The following is a 14,739-nucleotide window of genomic DNA, read 5'->3' on the forward strand; positions in this document are numbered from 1 at the left end:
CGAGGTGGTCGGCTCGCGGCGTTCTAAGGTGACCGGCATGGAGATCTGGATCAATCCCGCGTGTTCCAAGTGCCGTTCCGCCGTGGACCTTCTCGACGGGGAGGGCGCGCAGTACACCGTGCGCCGCTATCTGGAGGAGCCGCCGACCGCGGACGAGATCCGCGCCGTGCTGGAGCGGCTGGGCCTGGAGCCGTGGGACATCACCCGTACCCAGGAGGCCGAGGCCAAGGAGCTGGGCGTCGGGTCCTGGGGACGTACCGACGCGGAGCGGGAACGGTGGATCGAGGCGCTGGCCGCACACCCCCGACTGATCCAGCGGCCGATCATCACCGCGGACGACGGATCGGCGCTGGTGGGGCGCAGCGAGGAAGCCGTACGGGATGCCCTGTCGCGGACCGGGGACGGACCGACCGCCTAGCCGGGATCGCCGGAAAACCGCTGGACAACCACAGGATGGCCGCCGGGAGCCGGGGCCGGCGGCCTAGAAGGTGATGTGGTTGATGGTGCTGGCGATGGAATTGAGGAACCGGTTGATCGACGGCGCCATTCCCGTGGAGGCGAGGAAGAAGCCGAAGAGTATGGCGACGATCGCCGGACCCGCCTTGAGGGCCTTCTGTCTCATCAGTACGACGAGGATGATCCCCAACATCAGCACCACAGACAGCGAAAGAGCCACACTGATCACACCCTTGGTCGGAACGCCTCACCGGCCCGGGAGCATGCCCCGCACACCCCCCGGCCCCATCGTGCCACCAACTCCTTTCCCAGCGCAGGCGGGTGACGAATCATCGGCCAACGCTTTGCCCGGTTCCGTCCCCCGGTGGCGACGGGGTCCGGCCAGGCGCGGCAGGAGCCGGGACGGGGCCCGTACGGGGGCCTGCGGGGGCGGGGGTACGGAATTCACCGCCCGGCGCCACGGCGGGCCACCGGCATGAATTTCCGGATTCCCGGCACTACTTCCCGCGCCATTTCCAGTATTTCCTGCGCCATTTATCGCATCGTCTCGCATCGCCCATCACGTCTTTCGTGACGGCGGTGACTGCGCTTGCGCGGCGATAGCGGCATATCAACCGGGAAGCGGACATTCCTTCCGGGCCGTTCGCTGGGGATATCAGCCGTTTTGAAATGTCAAAACATGACAAATCATCCCACCGGGGTGCGGCTTGCGGGCCCGGCGACCGGGCGCACGACCCGGCCCTGCGGGGAATCTCACGGCTCATTGCCCGCTTTATCGGTGGCGTATCCGCGGCCACACCCGGCGAATTACCGAATAACGAGGTACGGGTTTTACGCATTCGCCGGGCACCGCTATCGTGCCTGGGATGTCTCCCGCTGCCCCCACTCCACGACGCGAGCTGTCTCCGCCCATGGAGGCGCCCGCCGCGCAGGACACACCGGCCCCGGCAACGGCGTCGGAGCCCGCGCCCAGAGCCGGCCGGGACGCGTTCTTCGACAACGCGAAGTACCTGGCCATCGTGCTGGTGGCGATGGGGCACGCATGGGAGCCGCTGACCGACGGCAGCCGCGCCGCAGAGGCGCTCTACATGACCGTCTACACGTTCCACATGCCGGCGTTCATCATCATCTCCGGCTACTTCTCGCGCAGTTTCGATATGCGCAAGGACCGCCTCCAGCGGCTGATCACCGGCGTCGCCGTCCCCTACGTCATCTTCGAGACGGCCTACGCCTTCTTCAAGCGCTGGGCGGACAACGACCCCGGGCATCCGATCAGCCTGCTGGACCCGTGGTTCCTGACGTGGTTCCTGGTGGCGCTGTTCATCTGGCGGCTGACGACCCCGCTGTGGAAGATCGTGCGCTGGCCGATTCCGCTGGCCGTGGTGATCGCCGTGCTCGCGTCCGTCTCCCCGGAGATCGGTGACGATCTGGACCTCCAGCGGGTGCTCCAGTTCCTGCCGTTCTTCGTGCTGGGGCTGAATCTGCGGCCCGAGCACTTCCGGATGGTGCAGCGGCGGTCGGTGCGGATCGCGTCCGTGCCGATCTTCGCGGCCGCGCTGGTGATGGCGTACTGGGCGGCGCCCCGGATGTCGTCGGCGTGGTTCTACCACCGCGACAGCGCCCAGGAGCTGGGCACCACCTGGTGGGCGGGCGTGATCATGACGCTGGCCCTGTTCGGCTGCTCGCTGGTGATGACGGCCTGCTTCTACTCCTGGGTGCCGCGGCGCACGATGTGGTTCACGGTGCTGGGCGCGGGGACGCTGTACGGCTATCTGCTGCACGGCTTCCTGGCCAAGGGCTCGCGGTTCTGGGGCTGGTTCGACGACTACAAGTGGCTGCACTCTCCGCTCGGCGAGATCGCGGTGACGGTGATCGCGGCCGTCGTCGTCACGGCGCTGTGCACCCCGCCGGTGCAGCGGGCGTTCCGGTGGGCGATGGAACCCAAGATGGCCTGGGCGTTCAAGAAGGACCCGGCGGTTACGGCGCGGGCGCGGGCCGGGGCGTGATCCCTTGCCGGGCACGGGAGGCGGCGGCGGACGGCGACCGTGAGCGGTGCGCGACCGGTGAGGGACAGGTCCGGGCCACCCCCGTACGATGACGTGGCCGTATCAATGCAGCAGCAACGCATCAGCACCGACAACCGGACGCACCGGGGGGACTTCTCGTGAGCTTCATGGACCGTCTACGCGGCGAGTTCATCGACATCATCGAATGGACCGACGACAGCCGGGACACGATGGTATGGCGTTTCCCGCGCTATGAGAACGAGATCAAGATGGGCGCCAAGCTCATCGTGCGCGAATCGCAGGTCGCCGTTTTCGTCAACATGGGCCGCATCGCCGATGTCTTCGCCCCGGGCATGCACGAGCTGCAGACCGGGAACCTGCCAATCCTCTCGACCCTCCAGGGCTGGAAGTACGGTTTCCACTCGCCGTTCAAGGCCGAGGTGTACTTCGTCACCACCCGGCAGTTCACGGACATGAAGTGGGGCACGCAGAACCCGGTCACGGTGCGCGACCCCGAGTTCGGCATGGTGCGGCTGCGGGCGTTCGGCGGCTACGCGGCGCGGGTGACGGACCCGGCCAAGCTGCTGAACGAACTCGCCGGCACCGACCCGCAGTTCCGCACCGAAGAGGTCGAGGAATATCTGCGGCAGCTGATCGTCGGGAAGCTCGGCACGCTGCTGGGGAGCTCGGGCATTCCCATGCTCGACCTCGCCGCGCGCCAGAGCGAGCTGGGCGACCGGCTGGCCAAGATGCTGTCCGACGAGCTGATGGCGTCGCACGGCATCGCGATCCCGAAGTTCATCATCGAGAACATCTCGCTGCCGCCCGAGGTCGAGCAGGCCATCGACGCCCGCAGCCGGATGGGCATCATCGGGAACCTCGACAACTACGCCCGTATGCAGGCGGCGGACGCGGTGCGGGACGCGGCGAACAACCCGGGCGGCGCCGGGGAGGGCGTGGGCCTGGGACTCGGCATGGCCGCGGGGCAGCAGATGGCGCAGGCGTTCACGCCCCAGCAGCCGCAGCAGCCCCAGCAGGCTTACGCGCCCGCTCCCGCCGCCCCGGCTCCCGGTGGCGCGGCCGTTCCGCCGCCGCTGCCCGGTCAGCAGCAGTACCAGTGGCACGTGGCCGTGGACGGCCAGCAGCAGGGCCCCTACGACCATGCGACGTTCTCCGGGCACATCCGCTCGGGCGCCGTGCGCAGCGGCATGCTCGCCTGGCGCGAGGGCATGGAGGGCTGGCAGCCGGTGGAGCAGATCCCCGAGCTGGCTTCGCTCTTCCGCGCCACTCCCCCGCCGCTGCCGCCGCAGGCGTGACCGACCGCCAGGAGGGCGTGTCCCGATGAGCTATCAGCCGTATCAGCCACAGCAGCCTTATCAGCAGCCGCCGCAACAGCCGTACCAGCAGCCCTACCCGCAGCAGCCGCAGCAGCCCTATCAGGGGCAGCCCCCGCAGCCGTACCAGCAGCAGCAGCCGCAACAGCCCCACCCGCAGCAGCAGCCCTACCAGCAGGCTCCGCCGCCCCCGGGGCAGTACGGGCAGCAGTACGGGCAGCAGCCGGCCGCTCCGCAGCAGCCCGAGCAGGCGCAGCCCGAGCAGCAGCCCGGCACGCCGCAGTCCTACGCCTGCCCGTCCTGCGGTTCCACCGCCGAGTACGCCCCCGGTACGAACGCCCTGCGCTGCCCGAACTGCCGCTTCGAGCAGCCCATCGCCCCCGTCAACCGGGAAGTGCGCGAGCACGCCTGGGAGGAGCTGGCGACCCTGCCGCCCAAGCCCCGGGCGGCCGGCGGCCAGGTTCTCCAGTGCCCCGGCTGCGGTGCGGTCAACGAGACCAGCGCGCTCTCCGGCCGCTGCCAGTTCTGCGCCACGCCCATGGTCGCCTCGGCCGCCACGGACCGGATCGTGCCCGAGGGCCTGGTGCCGTTCCGGGTGAACAAGCAGGAGGTGCACGAGAACCTGCGCAAGTGGGCCCGGTCCCGCTGGTTCGCGCCGAACAGCCTGAAGAAGGTGAACTCGGCCGAGACCCTGCACGGGACGTACGTTCCGCACTGGACGTACGACGCCGCGACCGCGTCCTCGTACAACGGTGAGCGCGGCAGGCGGTACACCACCGGCAGCGGCGACAACGAGCGGACCGAGATCCGCTGGACCCGGGTCAGTGGCAATGTCAGCCGGAACTTCGACGACGTCCTCGTCCCCGGCGTCGGGCACATCCCGGTCGCCAAGTTGGAGGCGCTGGAGCCCTGGCCGCTGAAGCAGGCGGTGGCCTACCAGGAGGCGTATCTGGCGGGCTTCCGGACGCTGCGCTACGACGTCGAGCCGGAGGCGGGATTCCAGCACGCCCAGCGGAGGATGGCCGAGGTCATCCGGGAGGACTGCAAGAAGAACATCGGCGGCGACCAGCAGCGGGTGCACTCGGTCAACACCAACTACGGGTCGGTGACGTACAAACTGCTGCTGCTCCCGGTGTGGTTCGCGTCGTATGTCTACAACGGCAAGCAGTGGCAGGTCATGGTGAATGCCCAGACGGGCGAGGTCGACGGGGACCGGCCCTACAGCCCGCTGAAGATCGCGTGCGCCGTTGCCCTGGTGGCGTTGCTGGTGACGGCCTGGTTCGTGTTCGGGCAGCACCATCACCATCACTGACAGGCGCGTCGGCGGCGGGAGCGGATGCCCGCCGCCGTTGGCGTTGGGGGCGGGAGTCCCCTAGGGGGTATTCGAACAGATCCCCTAAGGGTTGCGGGCGCCCCTTGCAGGCCACAACGTGGCGGGGGCGGGCGGAATTCCCGGGTGCGCGGACGGTCGGATGCCGGGGGCCGGGCGAAGCGGCGGTCGCCGGACGGCGTGTCAGGCGACGGACGAAGTGCCGGGCACCGGACGAAGCGCCGGACGCCGGACGAAGTGCCGGGCGGCAGGTGGAGTGCCGGGCGCCACACGCCCTGTCAGGCGTCCCGGCAGATCAGTAGGAGGGCGCGGTCGTCGTTGACGTCCTTGGCCACGGCCTCGATCAGGTGCCAGGCGGCGCCGGCGAAGCCGGTGGTGACGTAGCGGTCGGCCTCGCCGGTGAGGCGGTCGATGCCTTCGGCGATATCGCGGTCGTTGACCTCGACCAGGCCGTCGGTGAAGAGCATCAGGACGTCGCCGGGGCGCAGGGTGCCCTTGACGGGGTCGAACTGGGCGCCGTCGTAGACGCCGAGCAGCGGGCCCTCGCCCGACTTCTCCTCCCAGCGGCCGCTGCCCGCGCTCAGTTGGAGCGCGGGGAGGTGGCCCGCCGAGAGGAGTTCGTAGTCGCCGGACTCCAGGTCGAGGACGAGGTGGATGGAGGTGGCGAAGCCCTCGTCCCAGTCCTGGCGCAGGAGATAGCCGTTGGCGGCGGGGAGGAAGGCATGCGGCGGCAGCGAGCCGAGCAGGCCGCCGAAGGCACCGGAGAGGAGGAGGGCGCGGGAGGCGGCGTCCATGCCCTTGCCGGAGACGTCGGTGAGCACGACTTCCAGGATGCTGCCGCCGTGGGTGCGGGAGGCGACGACGAAGTCGCCGGAGAAGGACTGGCCGCCGGCCGGGCGCAGCGCCATCTCGTGGTGCCAGCCCGGTGGCAGTTTGGGCAGCGAGCTCTGGACGCGGATCCGCTCGCGCAGGTCGAAGAGCATGGTGCCGCCGCGCCTCCAGGGCACCCCGACCCGGCTGCGGAACTGCGCGATGAGCAGGCCGAAGAAGCCGACGGCGGCCACGACCAGGACGGTGCCGGGGGTGATCCGGTCGGGCCCTTCGTCGTACGGGCCGAAGAGGACGGATTCGACGACCAGGGCGCCGGCGGAAGCCCCGTAGAGGACAAGGAGGTTGGCGGGACGCAGGAGGAGGCCGCCGGCGATCACCGGGAGGACCAGGGCCGTGGGGGCGAGCCACTCGGGGCGCCACAGGGTGCCGCCGGCGAGGGCGGGGATGGCGAGGAGGAGGGCGACGAGGGCGAAGCGGTCGGAGCCCTCGCCGCGGAAGTAGTCGACCCCGGCTTTGCGCACGCCGATGCGGGCCCGGTGCAGTCCTTTGTGCATCCGGGCCGTCAGGGGTTCCGTACGGGTGGGGGTTCCCGGGCCGCTTGTCATTGCTCTGGGACCTTATCCACCCGTTCGGCGGTGCGTCGATTCGCCGCACGTCACCCCGGGGAATTGCCGGGAAACGGCGTTCGACGTTCGAAATGCGGTCGCGCGGATGCGGGCCGGTCGTAGCCGCCGCTAGGCGCCGTTCGTCGGCTGGCAGCCCGGGCACCAGAAGAGGTTGCGGGCGGCCAGTTCGGCGGTGCGGATCTCGCTGCCGCAGAGGTGGCAGTGCTGGTGGGTGCGGCGGTAGACGTAGACCTCGCCGCCGTGGTCGTCCACCCGGGGCGGGCGGCCCATCGCCTCCGGCATGTGCTCGGGGCGGACGGTGTCGATGCGGTTGTTGCGGACGCCTTCGCGCATGAGGAGGACCAGGTCCTGCCAGATGGCGTCCCAGGCGGTGCGGGGCAGGTCGCGGCCGGGGAGGTAGGGGTCGATGTGGTGCCGGAAGAGGACCTCGGCGCGGTAGACGTTGCCCACCCCGGCGATGATCTTCTGGTCGAGGAGCAGGGCGGCGATGGTGGTGCGGCTGCGGGTGATGCGCTGCCAGGCCCGGTCGGGGTCGGCGTCGGGGCGCAGCGGGTCGGGGCCCAGGCGGTCGTGTATCGCCTGCTTCTCGGGGGTGGTGATCAGGGCGCAGGTGGTGGGGCCGCGCAGGTCCGCGTAGGCGGTGGCGGTGGCCAGGCGGAGGCGGACGGTGTCGGTGGGGGGCGGGGCGGGGGCGTCGCCGAAGCCGAGTTTGCCGAAGAGGCCGAGGTGGATGTGGATCCAGCCGGTGTCGCCGAAGCCGAGGAAGAGATGCTTGCCGTGGGCCTCGGTGGCGGTCAGCGTCTGACGGTCGGTCAGGGTCGCGCTGTCGGAGAACTTGCCCTGGGGGCTGGAGGTGCGGACCTGGTGGCCCAGGAAGCGGGCGGCGTAGTCCTGGGCCAGGCGGTGGATGGTGTGGCCCTCGGGCACGAGGCTCCTCCGGAGGGGTTTCTCCGTACGTGGTCGGGTTTTCCGCCGTGACTCCCCCACTGCCTGAACGGCGTGGGAGGTGCCCCCACGCGGCGGGCTTTGTCCGCTGCGCGGGGCGGTACGGCTGCGGCGCCGGGCCTCCACGGCTTCGCCGTTGCGGCCCGGCGCCTCCCGTGGGTGGCTGGTGAAAGGTGGGTGCGGGCGCCCGGGTTACTGCTGCGGGTGGTGGGCCGGGATGGGCGGGAGGTCGCCGGTGGTCTCGTAGGCCGAGAGCATGTCGATGCGGCGGGTGTGGCGCTCCTCGCCCGAGTACGGGGTGGCCAGGAAGACCTCGATGAAGCGCGTGGCCTCGTCCTGGGTGTGCATGCGGCCGCCGACCGAGATGACGTTGGCGTTGTTGTGCTCGCGGCCGAGCTTGGCGGTTTCCTCGCTCCAGGCCAGTGCGGCCCGTACGCCCTTGACCTTGTTGGCGGCGATCTGCTCGCCGTTGCCGGAGCCTCCGATGACGATGCCCAGGCTGTCCGGGTCGGCGGCGGTCTGCTCCGCGGCGCGGAGGCAGAAGGGGGGGTAGTCGTCCTGGGCGTCGTAGATGTGGGGGCCGCAGTCGACGGGCTCGTGCCCGTTGGCCTTGAGCCACTCGACGAGGTGGTTCTTGAGTTCGAAGCCGGCATGGTCGGAACCGAGGTACACGCGCATGGGCATGAGTGTGACATGGCACGCGGCGGGTAGGCGCCGTCGGGTCGTCGTGCGGACGAACGGTGGAGAACGATCCGCAGTCGGGTCTTCCATAGCGGACGATCATGAGTTCTCATACCTGGGTTCCACATCAGAACGACCGAAGGATGGTGCACATGGGCGCGGATCCGCCCGAGGGGCTCCAGGCAGGACTCAAGAACCGGCATCTGTCGATGATTGCCATCGGCGGCGTCATCGGTGCCGGTCTGTTCGTGGGCTCCGGTGCCGGTATCGCCGCCGCCGGGCCCGGCATTTTGATCTCGTACGCCCTGACCGGGCTGCTGGTCGTGCTGGTGATGCGGATGCTGGGGGAAATGGCCGCGGCCTCCCCGGTGTCGGGGTCGTTCTCCGCTTATGCCGACCGGGCGCTGGGACGCTGGGCCGGTTTTACGATCGGGTGGCTCTACTGGTTTTTCTGGTCGGTGGTGCTGGCGGTGGAGGCGACCGCCGCGGCCTCGATTCTGACCGGCTGGGTCCCGGCCGTCCCGCAGTGGGCCTGGGCGTTGCTGGTGATGATCGTGCTGACCGGTACAAATCTGATCTCGGTCGGTTCCTTTGGCGAGTTCGAATTCTGGTTCGCCGGTATCAAGGTGGTGGCCATTGTTGTTTTCCTCGTGGTCGGTGCGTTGGCGATATTTGGGCTTCCGCCGGGCGATCATGCGGTGGGTCTGTCGAATCTGACCGGGCACGGCGGGTTCCTGCCGCACGGTCCGGGGGCGATTCTTTCGGGCATGCTGCTGGTGGTCTTCTCCTTCATGGGGAGTGAGATCGTCACGCTGGCGGCGAGCGAGTCGCCGAATCCGGTGACGGCCGTACGGAAGGCCGTGACCAGCGTGATCTGGCGGATCGCGCTCTTCTACATCGGGTCGATCGCGGTGATCGTGACGCTGTTGCCGTGGAACGACCGGGCGGTTTCCCAGAGCCCGTACGTGGCGGTGCTGACGTCGCTGAACATTCCGTACGCGGGCACCGTGATGGATGTGGTGGTGCTCACCGCGGTGCTGTCGTGTCTGAACTCCGGGCTGTACACGGCCTCGCGGATGGCGTTCTCGCTCGGGGAGCGCGGGGATGCGCCGAAGTCGTTCGCGACCGTCAACCGGGGCGGTGTGCCGGCGGTGGCGATCTGGGCGTCGGTGGCCTTCGGATTCATTGCGACGATTTTCAGTTACACGTCGAAGGACACGATTTTCGAGTTCCTGCTGAATTCGTCCGGTGCGGTGGCGCTGTTCGTCTGGCTCGTCATCTGTTTCTCGCAGCTGCGAATGCGGCGGGTCATCGAGCGGGAGACGCCGGAGCGGCTGACGGTGCGGATGTGGCTGTATCCGTGGCTGACGTACGCGACGATCGGTCTGATTCTTTTCGTCGTGGGCTATATGTTCTACGCCCCGGCCGGGCGGAAGCAGATGGTGCTGTCCGTGGTGGCGGCCGTGGTCGTCCTCGCGGTCGGGCTGGCGCTGGAGCGGCGGCGGGCGCGGGCGGCCGGGGACGGTGCGCCCCTTTCGAAGGACGAGGCGCAGCGGGTCTAGGGCGCGCAACGGAACGGGCCCCGTCTCACCGTGCGGTGAGGCGGGGCCCGGGTGTGTGTGCGCGGCGGTCAGCTGCGGTTGGCGAGCTTCCAGGCCGCCGGCAGGGCGCCCATGGCCAGCGCGGCCTTGAGGGCGTCGCCGATCAGGAACGGGACCAGGCCCTGGGCCACGGCCTGGCCGGCGGACATCCCGGTGCTCAGGGCGAGGTAGGGGACGCCGACGGCGTAGATCAGGGCCGTACCGGCGGCCATGGTGGCGGCGGTGCGCAGGACGCCGCGGTCGCCGCCGCGGCGGGCCAGCGCGCCCACGACGGTGGCGGCGAGCAGCATGCCCGCGATGTAGCCGAAGGTGACGCCCACTCCGGAAGTGCCGCCCGCGAACCAGGGCATACCGGCCATGCCCGCCAGGGCGTACAGCGCGAGGGAGAGCAGCCCGCGGCCGGTGCCGAGCGAGGCGCCGACCAGGAGGGCGGCGAAGGTCTGGCCGGTGACCGGGACCGGGGAGCCGGGAACCGGGACGGCGATCTGCGCCGCGATGCCGGTGAGCGCGGCGCCGCCGACGACCAGCGCGGCGTCGCGGACGCGGGCGCGGGAGGCGGTGGCGGCCGGCAGCAGGTCGGCGAGGACCGCACCGGGACGGGGGAAGGCGGCAGTGCTCATCGGGGCTCCGCGGGGGGTGAGGGACGGAAAGGACGTCCAGACCCTAGTTCACGGGGTCGGCGGCGATCATCGTGTGGCGGCGACAAAGCCGCACCGGCACGCTTGGAGAGTTCCGCTCAACCGGCAGGACCGGGGCAGCCGTTGAGACACGGGGCGTCGCCGCAGGTCACGTGATGCTCGTCACGGCGGCCGCCGCGGCGGGGCGCCGGTTTTGTGGTAGCGCGCGGCGTACGGGGAAACTGGGGCCGCCCCCACGATGACCTGTGGGGTTCCACCAAAGCGCGCCGCCGGGGCGACCCTCCGGCATACCGCTCCCTGCGAAAGTACGAGCCGATGCACGACGCAACGACCCCCGCCGGGACGGCGCCCCTCGGTACGGGTGCCGGCGAACCGGAGCCGCTCAACGGCGGGCTCAAACAGCGCCATCTGACGATGCTGGGCCTGGGCGGGGTGATCGGCGCGGGGCTCTTCGTGGGCTCCGGCGCGGGGATCTCGGTGGCCGGGCCGGGGATCGTGCTGTCGTATCTGATCGCGGGCGCGCTGGCGATGCTGATCATGCGGATGCTCGGGGAGATGTCGGCGGCGATGCCGTCCTCCGGTGCGTTCTCGGTGCATGCGGAGCGGGCGCTGGGGCGCTGGGCGGGCTTCAGCGTGGGCTGGTTGTACTGGTTCATGCTGGTCGTGGTGCTTGCGGTGGAGGCGACCGGCGCCGCGCAGATCGCTCATGGCTGGGCGCCCGCGGTGCCGCAGTGGAGCTGGGTGCTGATCTTCATGGTCGTGTTCACCGCGGCCAATCTCTCCGCGGTGAAGAACTTCGGGGAGTTCGAGTTCTGGTTCGCGGCACTGAAGGTCGCGGCGATCGTGCTGTTCCTGGCGCTGAGCGTGCTGGCGGTCTTCGGGGTGCTGCCCCATACGGAACCGGTCGGGCTGACGAACCTCACCGGGCAGGGCGGTTTTCTGCCCCGCGGCTGGGCGGGCGTGATCTCCGGTGTGCTGGCGGTGGTGTTCGCGTTCGGCGGGCTGGAGGTGGTCACCATCGCGGCGGCCGAATCGGACGATCCGGCGCGGGCGGTGGGCCGGGCGGTCCGCAGCGCGGTGTGGCGGATCCTCTTCTTCTATGTGGGGTCGATGCTGGTCATCGTCACGCTGCTGCCGTGGTCGGCGATGCGGCCGGGCAAGAGCCCGTATGTCGCGGTGCTGGACAGCATCGGGGTGCCGGGCGCCGGGCAGATCATGAACATCGTGGTGTTCGTGGCGCTGCTGTCGGCGCTGAACGCCAATCTCTACGGGTCGTCGCGGATGGTGTTCTCGCTGGCCGAGCGGGGCGAGGCGCCGCGGGCGCTGCTGAAGGTGTCGGGCGGCGGGGTGCCGCGGCGGGCCGTACTGGCCTCGGTGGCCTTCGGGTTCGTCTCCGTCGTGCTGAATCTGGAGTGGCCGGATTCGGTGTTCCTCTACATGCTCAATGCCGTGGGTGCGGTGCTGCTGTTCGTCTGGGGGCTGATCGCCGTCTCCCAGCTGCGGCTGCGTCCGCGTATCGAACGCGAGGCGCCCGAGACGCTGACGCTGCGGATGTGGGCGTTCCCCTGGCTGAGCTGGGTGGCGCTGGTGGCGATGGGCGGCGTGCTGGTGCTGATGCTGACCGAGGACGCGGCCCGGCCGCAGCTGCTGTGGTCGGCCGCGGCGACAGCGGCGGTGCTGGCCGTGGCGGGCGTACGGGAGCTGCGGGCGCGGCGACGGTCAGTCGTAAGTGACGAGTAAACAGCCACAGACAGTCACGATCTCGTCTGAATAGCGAACATTCGCTGCACGACTGTTGCCCTGAGCGGACACAGGCACTCAAACTGAGCGCGTTTCATCGCAGGACCCCTGGAGTTGAGCCGTCGGCGCGCCCCGGGAGAACGCAGTTTCATCCCGCTTCGCTCTCACATACTGGGACAGATACGACATGAATCGGACACCTTCGTCCGCCGCATCTCCGAGCCGGTCGGCCGATCCGGTCCACGACGCCGGCCACAGCGGCGGCCCCTCGCTGTCCAACGGCCTCAAGCAGCGGCACCTTTCGATGATCGCCCTGGGCGGGGTGATCGGCGCCGGGCTGTTCGTCGGCTCGCGCGCGGGCATCGCCGCCGCCGGCCCCTCGATCGTGCTGGCCTATGCGGTCTCCGGCGCGCTGGTCATGCTGATCATGCGGATGCTCGGGGAGATGTCCGCGGCCAATCCGGCCTCCGGCTCCTTCTCCGTGCACGCCGAGCGCAACATCGGCTCCTGGGCGGGCTTCACGGTGGGCTGGATGTTCACCGCGCTGCTGTGTGTGGCGGTGGCCGCCGAGGCGCTGGGCGCCGCGGACATCATGACCCAGTGGTTCCCGTCCACCCAGCCGTGGATGTGGGTGCTGCTGTTCATGGTGGTCTTCACCGCCACGAACCTGACGGCGGTCTCCAACTTCGGTGAGTTCGAGTTCTGGTTCGCCGCGCTGAAGGTCGTCGCCATCGCGCTCTTCCTGGTACTGGGCGTCCTCGCCATCTTCGGTGTCCTCCCCGGCACCCACGCCCCGGGCACCTCCCACCTCACCGGCAACGGCGGCTTCCTGCCGCACGGCGCGGACGGCCTGATGGTCGGCGTACTGGCCTCGGTGTTCGCCTACGGCGGTCTGGAGACGGTGACCATCGCGGCCGCCGAGTCCAAGGACCCGGTGCGCGGCGTCGCAAGCGCGGTGCGCACCGCGATGTGGCGGATCGCCCTCTTCTACGTCGGTTCGATGGCCGTCATCGTCACCGTCATCCCGTGGAGCGCCCCCTCGATCGCCAAGAGCGGTCCCTATGTGGCCGTCCTGGACTACCTCAAGATCCCGGCAGCCGGCCAGATCATGAACGTCGTCATCCTGGTGGCGCTGCTGTCCGCGGTGAACGCCAACCTCTACGGCTCCTCGCGGATGGCGTACTCGCTGATCTCCCGCGGCCAGGGCCCGGCGGTCCTCGGCAAGGTCAGCGGCGGTGTGCCGCGCCATGCCGTCCTGCTGTGCTCCGCGTTCGGCTTCCTCGCCGTCCTCTTCAGCTTCCTGTGGCCGACCACGCTCTTCCAGTGGCTGCTGAACATGGTCGGCGCGGCCGTGCTCGTGGTGTGGGGCTTCATCGCGGTGGCCCAGCTGCGGATGCGGCGGCAGCTGGAGCGGGAGGCGCCGGAGAAGCTCGTGGTGAAGATGTGGGCCTTCCCGGTCCTGACGATCGTGGCGCTGGTGGGCATCGTCGGCGTGCTGCTGCTGATGCTGCGCGACGACACCCAGCGCATCCAGCTGCTGTTCACCGGCGGCTTCGGTGTGGTGCTGGCCGCGATCGGGCTGGCGCGGCAGCGGGCGCTGGCCAGGAGCGCCGGGCGGTAGCGACGGCCGTCGCACGCTCCCCGAGGCGGGGCGGGATCTCCTACGGAGGTCCCGCCCCGCCTCCGTCTTTGGGACCGGTCCGGCGCCCGCGCCCGGCCCGTGATCACTCCTGCTGGTAGCGTGCTCTTGCACATTGTTTGCAACTACTGCATTCACGCAGCTTGGAGGCGGGATCGGCATGGCGACCTACACACTTCCGGAACTCCCCTACGACTACGCGGCGCTGGCCCCGGTCATCAGCCCCGAGATCATCGAGCTGCACCACGACAAGCACCACGCGGCGTATGTGAAGGGCGCGAACGACACGCTGGAGCAGCTCGCCGAGGCGCGCGACAAGGAGAGCTGGGGCAGCATCAACGGCCTGGAGAAGAACCTCGCGTTCCACCTCTCCGGGCACATCCTGCACAGCATCTACTGGCACAACATGTCCGGTGACGGCGGCGGCGAGCCGCACGAGAAGGACGGCGTGGGCGAGCTGGCCGACGCCATCGCGGAGAGCTTCGGGTCGTACGCCGGGTTCAAGGCCCAGCTGACCAAGGCCGCGGCCACCACCCAGGGCTCCGGCTGGGGCGTGCTGGCGTACGAGCCGGTGAGCGGGCGGCTGATCGTGGAGCAGATCTACGATCACCAGGGCAATGTCGGCCAGGGCTCGGTGCCGATTCTGGTCTTCGACGCCTGGGAGCACGCCTTCTACCTTCAGTACAAGAACCAGAAGGTGGACTTCATCGAGGCGATGTGGCGGGTCGTCAACTGGCAGGACGTGGCCAGGCGGTATCGCTCCGCCAAGGAGCGCGCCAACAACCTGCTGCTGGCGCCGTAGCGCCGACCTGAGCGTCCTGCCTCGTGATCGTCTTCTCACCCTTCACGGGCAGGCGGATAAAGGGACGACCCCGCGAGGACGTGACTCGCGGGGCCGTTCGGCGTTAGACA

General features: G+C 69.7%; 13 protein-coding genes. 8 read left to right on the plus strand and 5 right to left on the minus strand.

Annotated features, from left to right (window positions below; genetic code table 11):
• Positions 1-37 precede the first annotated feature (37 nt).
• Positions 38-418, plus strand: a complete 381-nt coding sequence (locus B1H19_RS15075) for an arsenate reductase family protein (protein WP_083105236.1) — start codon at positions 38-40, stop codon at positions 416-418.
• 63 nt (positions 419-481) lie between these two features.
• Here the strand turns inward: B1H19_RS15075 and B1H19_RS15080 are convergent, their stop codons facing one another.
• The gene (locus B1H19_RS15080; protein ID WP_083109652.1) at positions 482-676 is read right to left on the minus strand and encodes a hypothetical protein; all 195 of its coding nucleotides are present in this window, start codon (positions 674-676) and stop codon (positions 482-484) included.
• A gap of 646 nt (positions 677-1,322) precedes the next feature.
• On the opposite strand from B1H19_RS15080, the gene B1H19_RS15085 reads away from it, so the two are divergent.
• The 3 genes from B1H19_RS15085 to B1H19_RS15095 all read left to right on the plus strand — a co-directional run bounded on the left by B1H19_RS15085 (position 1,323) and on the right by B1H19_RS15095 (position 5,108).
• Complete coding sequence (locus tag B1H19_RS15085; RefSeq protein ID WP_083105237.1) at positions 1,323-2,462, plus strand: acyltransferase family protein; 1,140 nt, start codon at positions 1,323-1,325, stop codon at positions 2,460-2,462.
• 167 nt (positions 2,463-2,629) lie between these two features.
• Complete coding sequence (locus B1H19_RS15090; protein WP_083109653.1) at positions 2,630-3,778, plus strand: SPFH domain-containing protein; 1,149 nt, start codon at positions 2,630-2,632, stop codon at positions 3,776-3,778.
• Between the two features lie 25 nt (positions 3,779-3,803).
• Positions 3,804-5,108 (plus strand): TFIIB-type zinc ribbon-containing protein, encoded by a 1,305-nt coding sequence (locus tag B1H19_RS15095; RefSeq protein WP_203237161.1) that lies wholly within the window; start codon positions 3,804-3,806, stop codon positions 5,106-5,108.
• Between the two features lie 296 nt (positions 5,109-5,404).
• On the opposite strand, the gene B1H19_RS15100 is transcribed toward B1H19_RS15095, so the two are convergent.
• The 3 genes from B1H19_RS15100 to B1H19_RS15110 form a co-directional block, all read right to left on the minus strand.
• The gene (locus B1H19_RS15100; RefSeq protein WP_083105238.1) at positions 5,405-6,562 is read right to left on the minus strand and encodes a PP2C family protein-serine/threonine phosphatase; all 1,158 of its coding nucleotides are present in this window, start codon (positions 6,560-6,562) and stop codon (positions 5,405-5,407) included.
• Between the two features lie 129 nt (positions 6,563-6,691).
• Positions 6,692-7,510 carry an Fpg/Nei family DNA glycosylase gene (locus B1H19_RS15105; RefSeq protein WP_083105239.1) on the minus strand — a complete coding sequence of 273 codons (819 nt, stop codon included), beginning with the start codon at positions 7,508-7,510 and terminating at the stop codon, positions 6,692-6,694.
• A 210-nt stretch (positions 7,511-7,720) separates the two neighbouring features.
• Positions 7,721-8,206, minus strand: a complete 486-nt coding sequence (locus tag B1H19_RS15110) for a ribose-5-phosphate isomerase (protein WP_083109655.1) — start codon at positions 8,204-8,206, stop codon at positions 7,721-7,723.
• A 155-nt stretch (positions 8,207-8,361) separates the two neighbouring features.
• On the opposite strand from B1H19_RS15110, the gene B1H19_RS15115 reads away from it, so the two are divergent.
• Positions 8,362-9,771, plus strand: a complete 1,410-nt coding sequence (locus B1H19_RS15115; RefSeq protein WP_107425999.1) for an amino acid permease — start codon at positions 8,362-8,364, stop codon at positions 9,769-9,771.
• 68 nt (positions 9,772-9,839) lie between these two features.
• Here B1H19_RS15115 and B1H19_RS15120 read toward each other — a convergent pair whose 3' ends face one another.
• Complete coding sequence (locus B1H19_RS15120) at positions 9,840-10,430, minus strand: biotin transporter BioY (protein ID WP_083105241.1); 591 nt, start codon at positions 10,428-10,430, stop codon at positions 9,840-9,842.
• A 333-nt stretch (positions 10,431-10,763) separates the two neighbouring features.
• Between B1H19_RS15120 and B1H19_RS15125 the strand changes: the two genes are divergently transcribed.
• The 3 genes from B1H19_RS15125 to B1H19_RS15135 all read left to right on the plus strand — a co-directional run bounded on the left by B1H19_RS15125 (position 10,764) and on the right by B1H19_RS15135 (position 14,629).
• Positions 10,764-12,188 carry an amino acid permease gene (locus tag B1H19_RS15125; protein ID WP_083105242.1) on the plus strand — a complete coding sequence of 475 codons (1,425 nt, stop codon included), beginning with the start codon at positions 10,764-10,766 and terminating at the stop codon, positions 12,186-12,188.
• Between the two features lie 187 nt (positions 12,189-12,375).
• Positions 12,376-13,809 carry an amino acid permease gene (locus B1H19_RS15130; RefSeq protein WP_083105243.1) on the plus strand — a complete coding sequence of 478 codons (1,434 nt, stop codon included), beginning with the start codon at positions 12,376-12,378 and terminating at the stop codon, positions 13,807-13,809.
• 178 nt (positions 13,810-13,987) lie between these two features.
• Positions 13,988-14,629: a superoxide dismutase gene (locus B1H19_RS15135; RefSeq protein WP_083105244.1), complete on the plus strand. Its 642-nt coding sequence runs from the start codon at positions 13,988-13,990 to the stop codon at positions 14,627-14,629.
• The last annotated feature ends 110 nt before the right edge of the window (positions 14,630-14,739 follow it).

The sequence above is a fragment of the Streptomyces gilvosporeus genome (assembly GCF_002082195.1).
GTDB classification, from domain to species: Bacteria; Actinomycetota; Actinomycetes; order Streptomycetales; family Streptomycetaceae; genus Streptomyces; species Streptomyces gilvosporeus.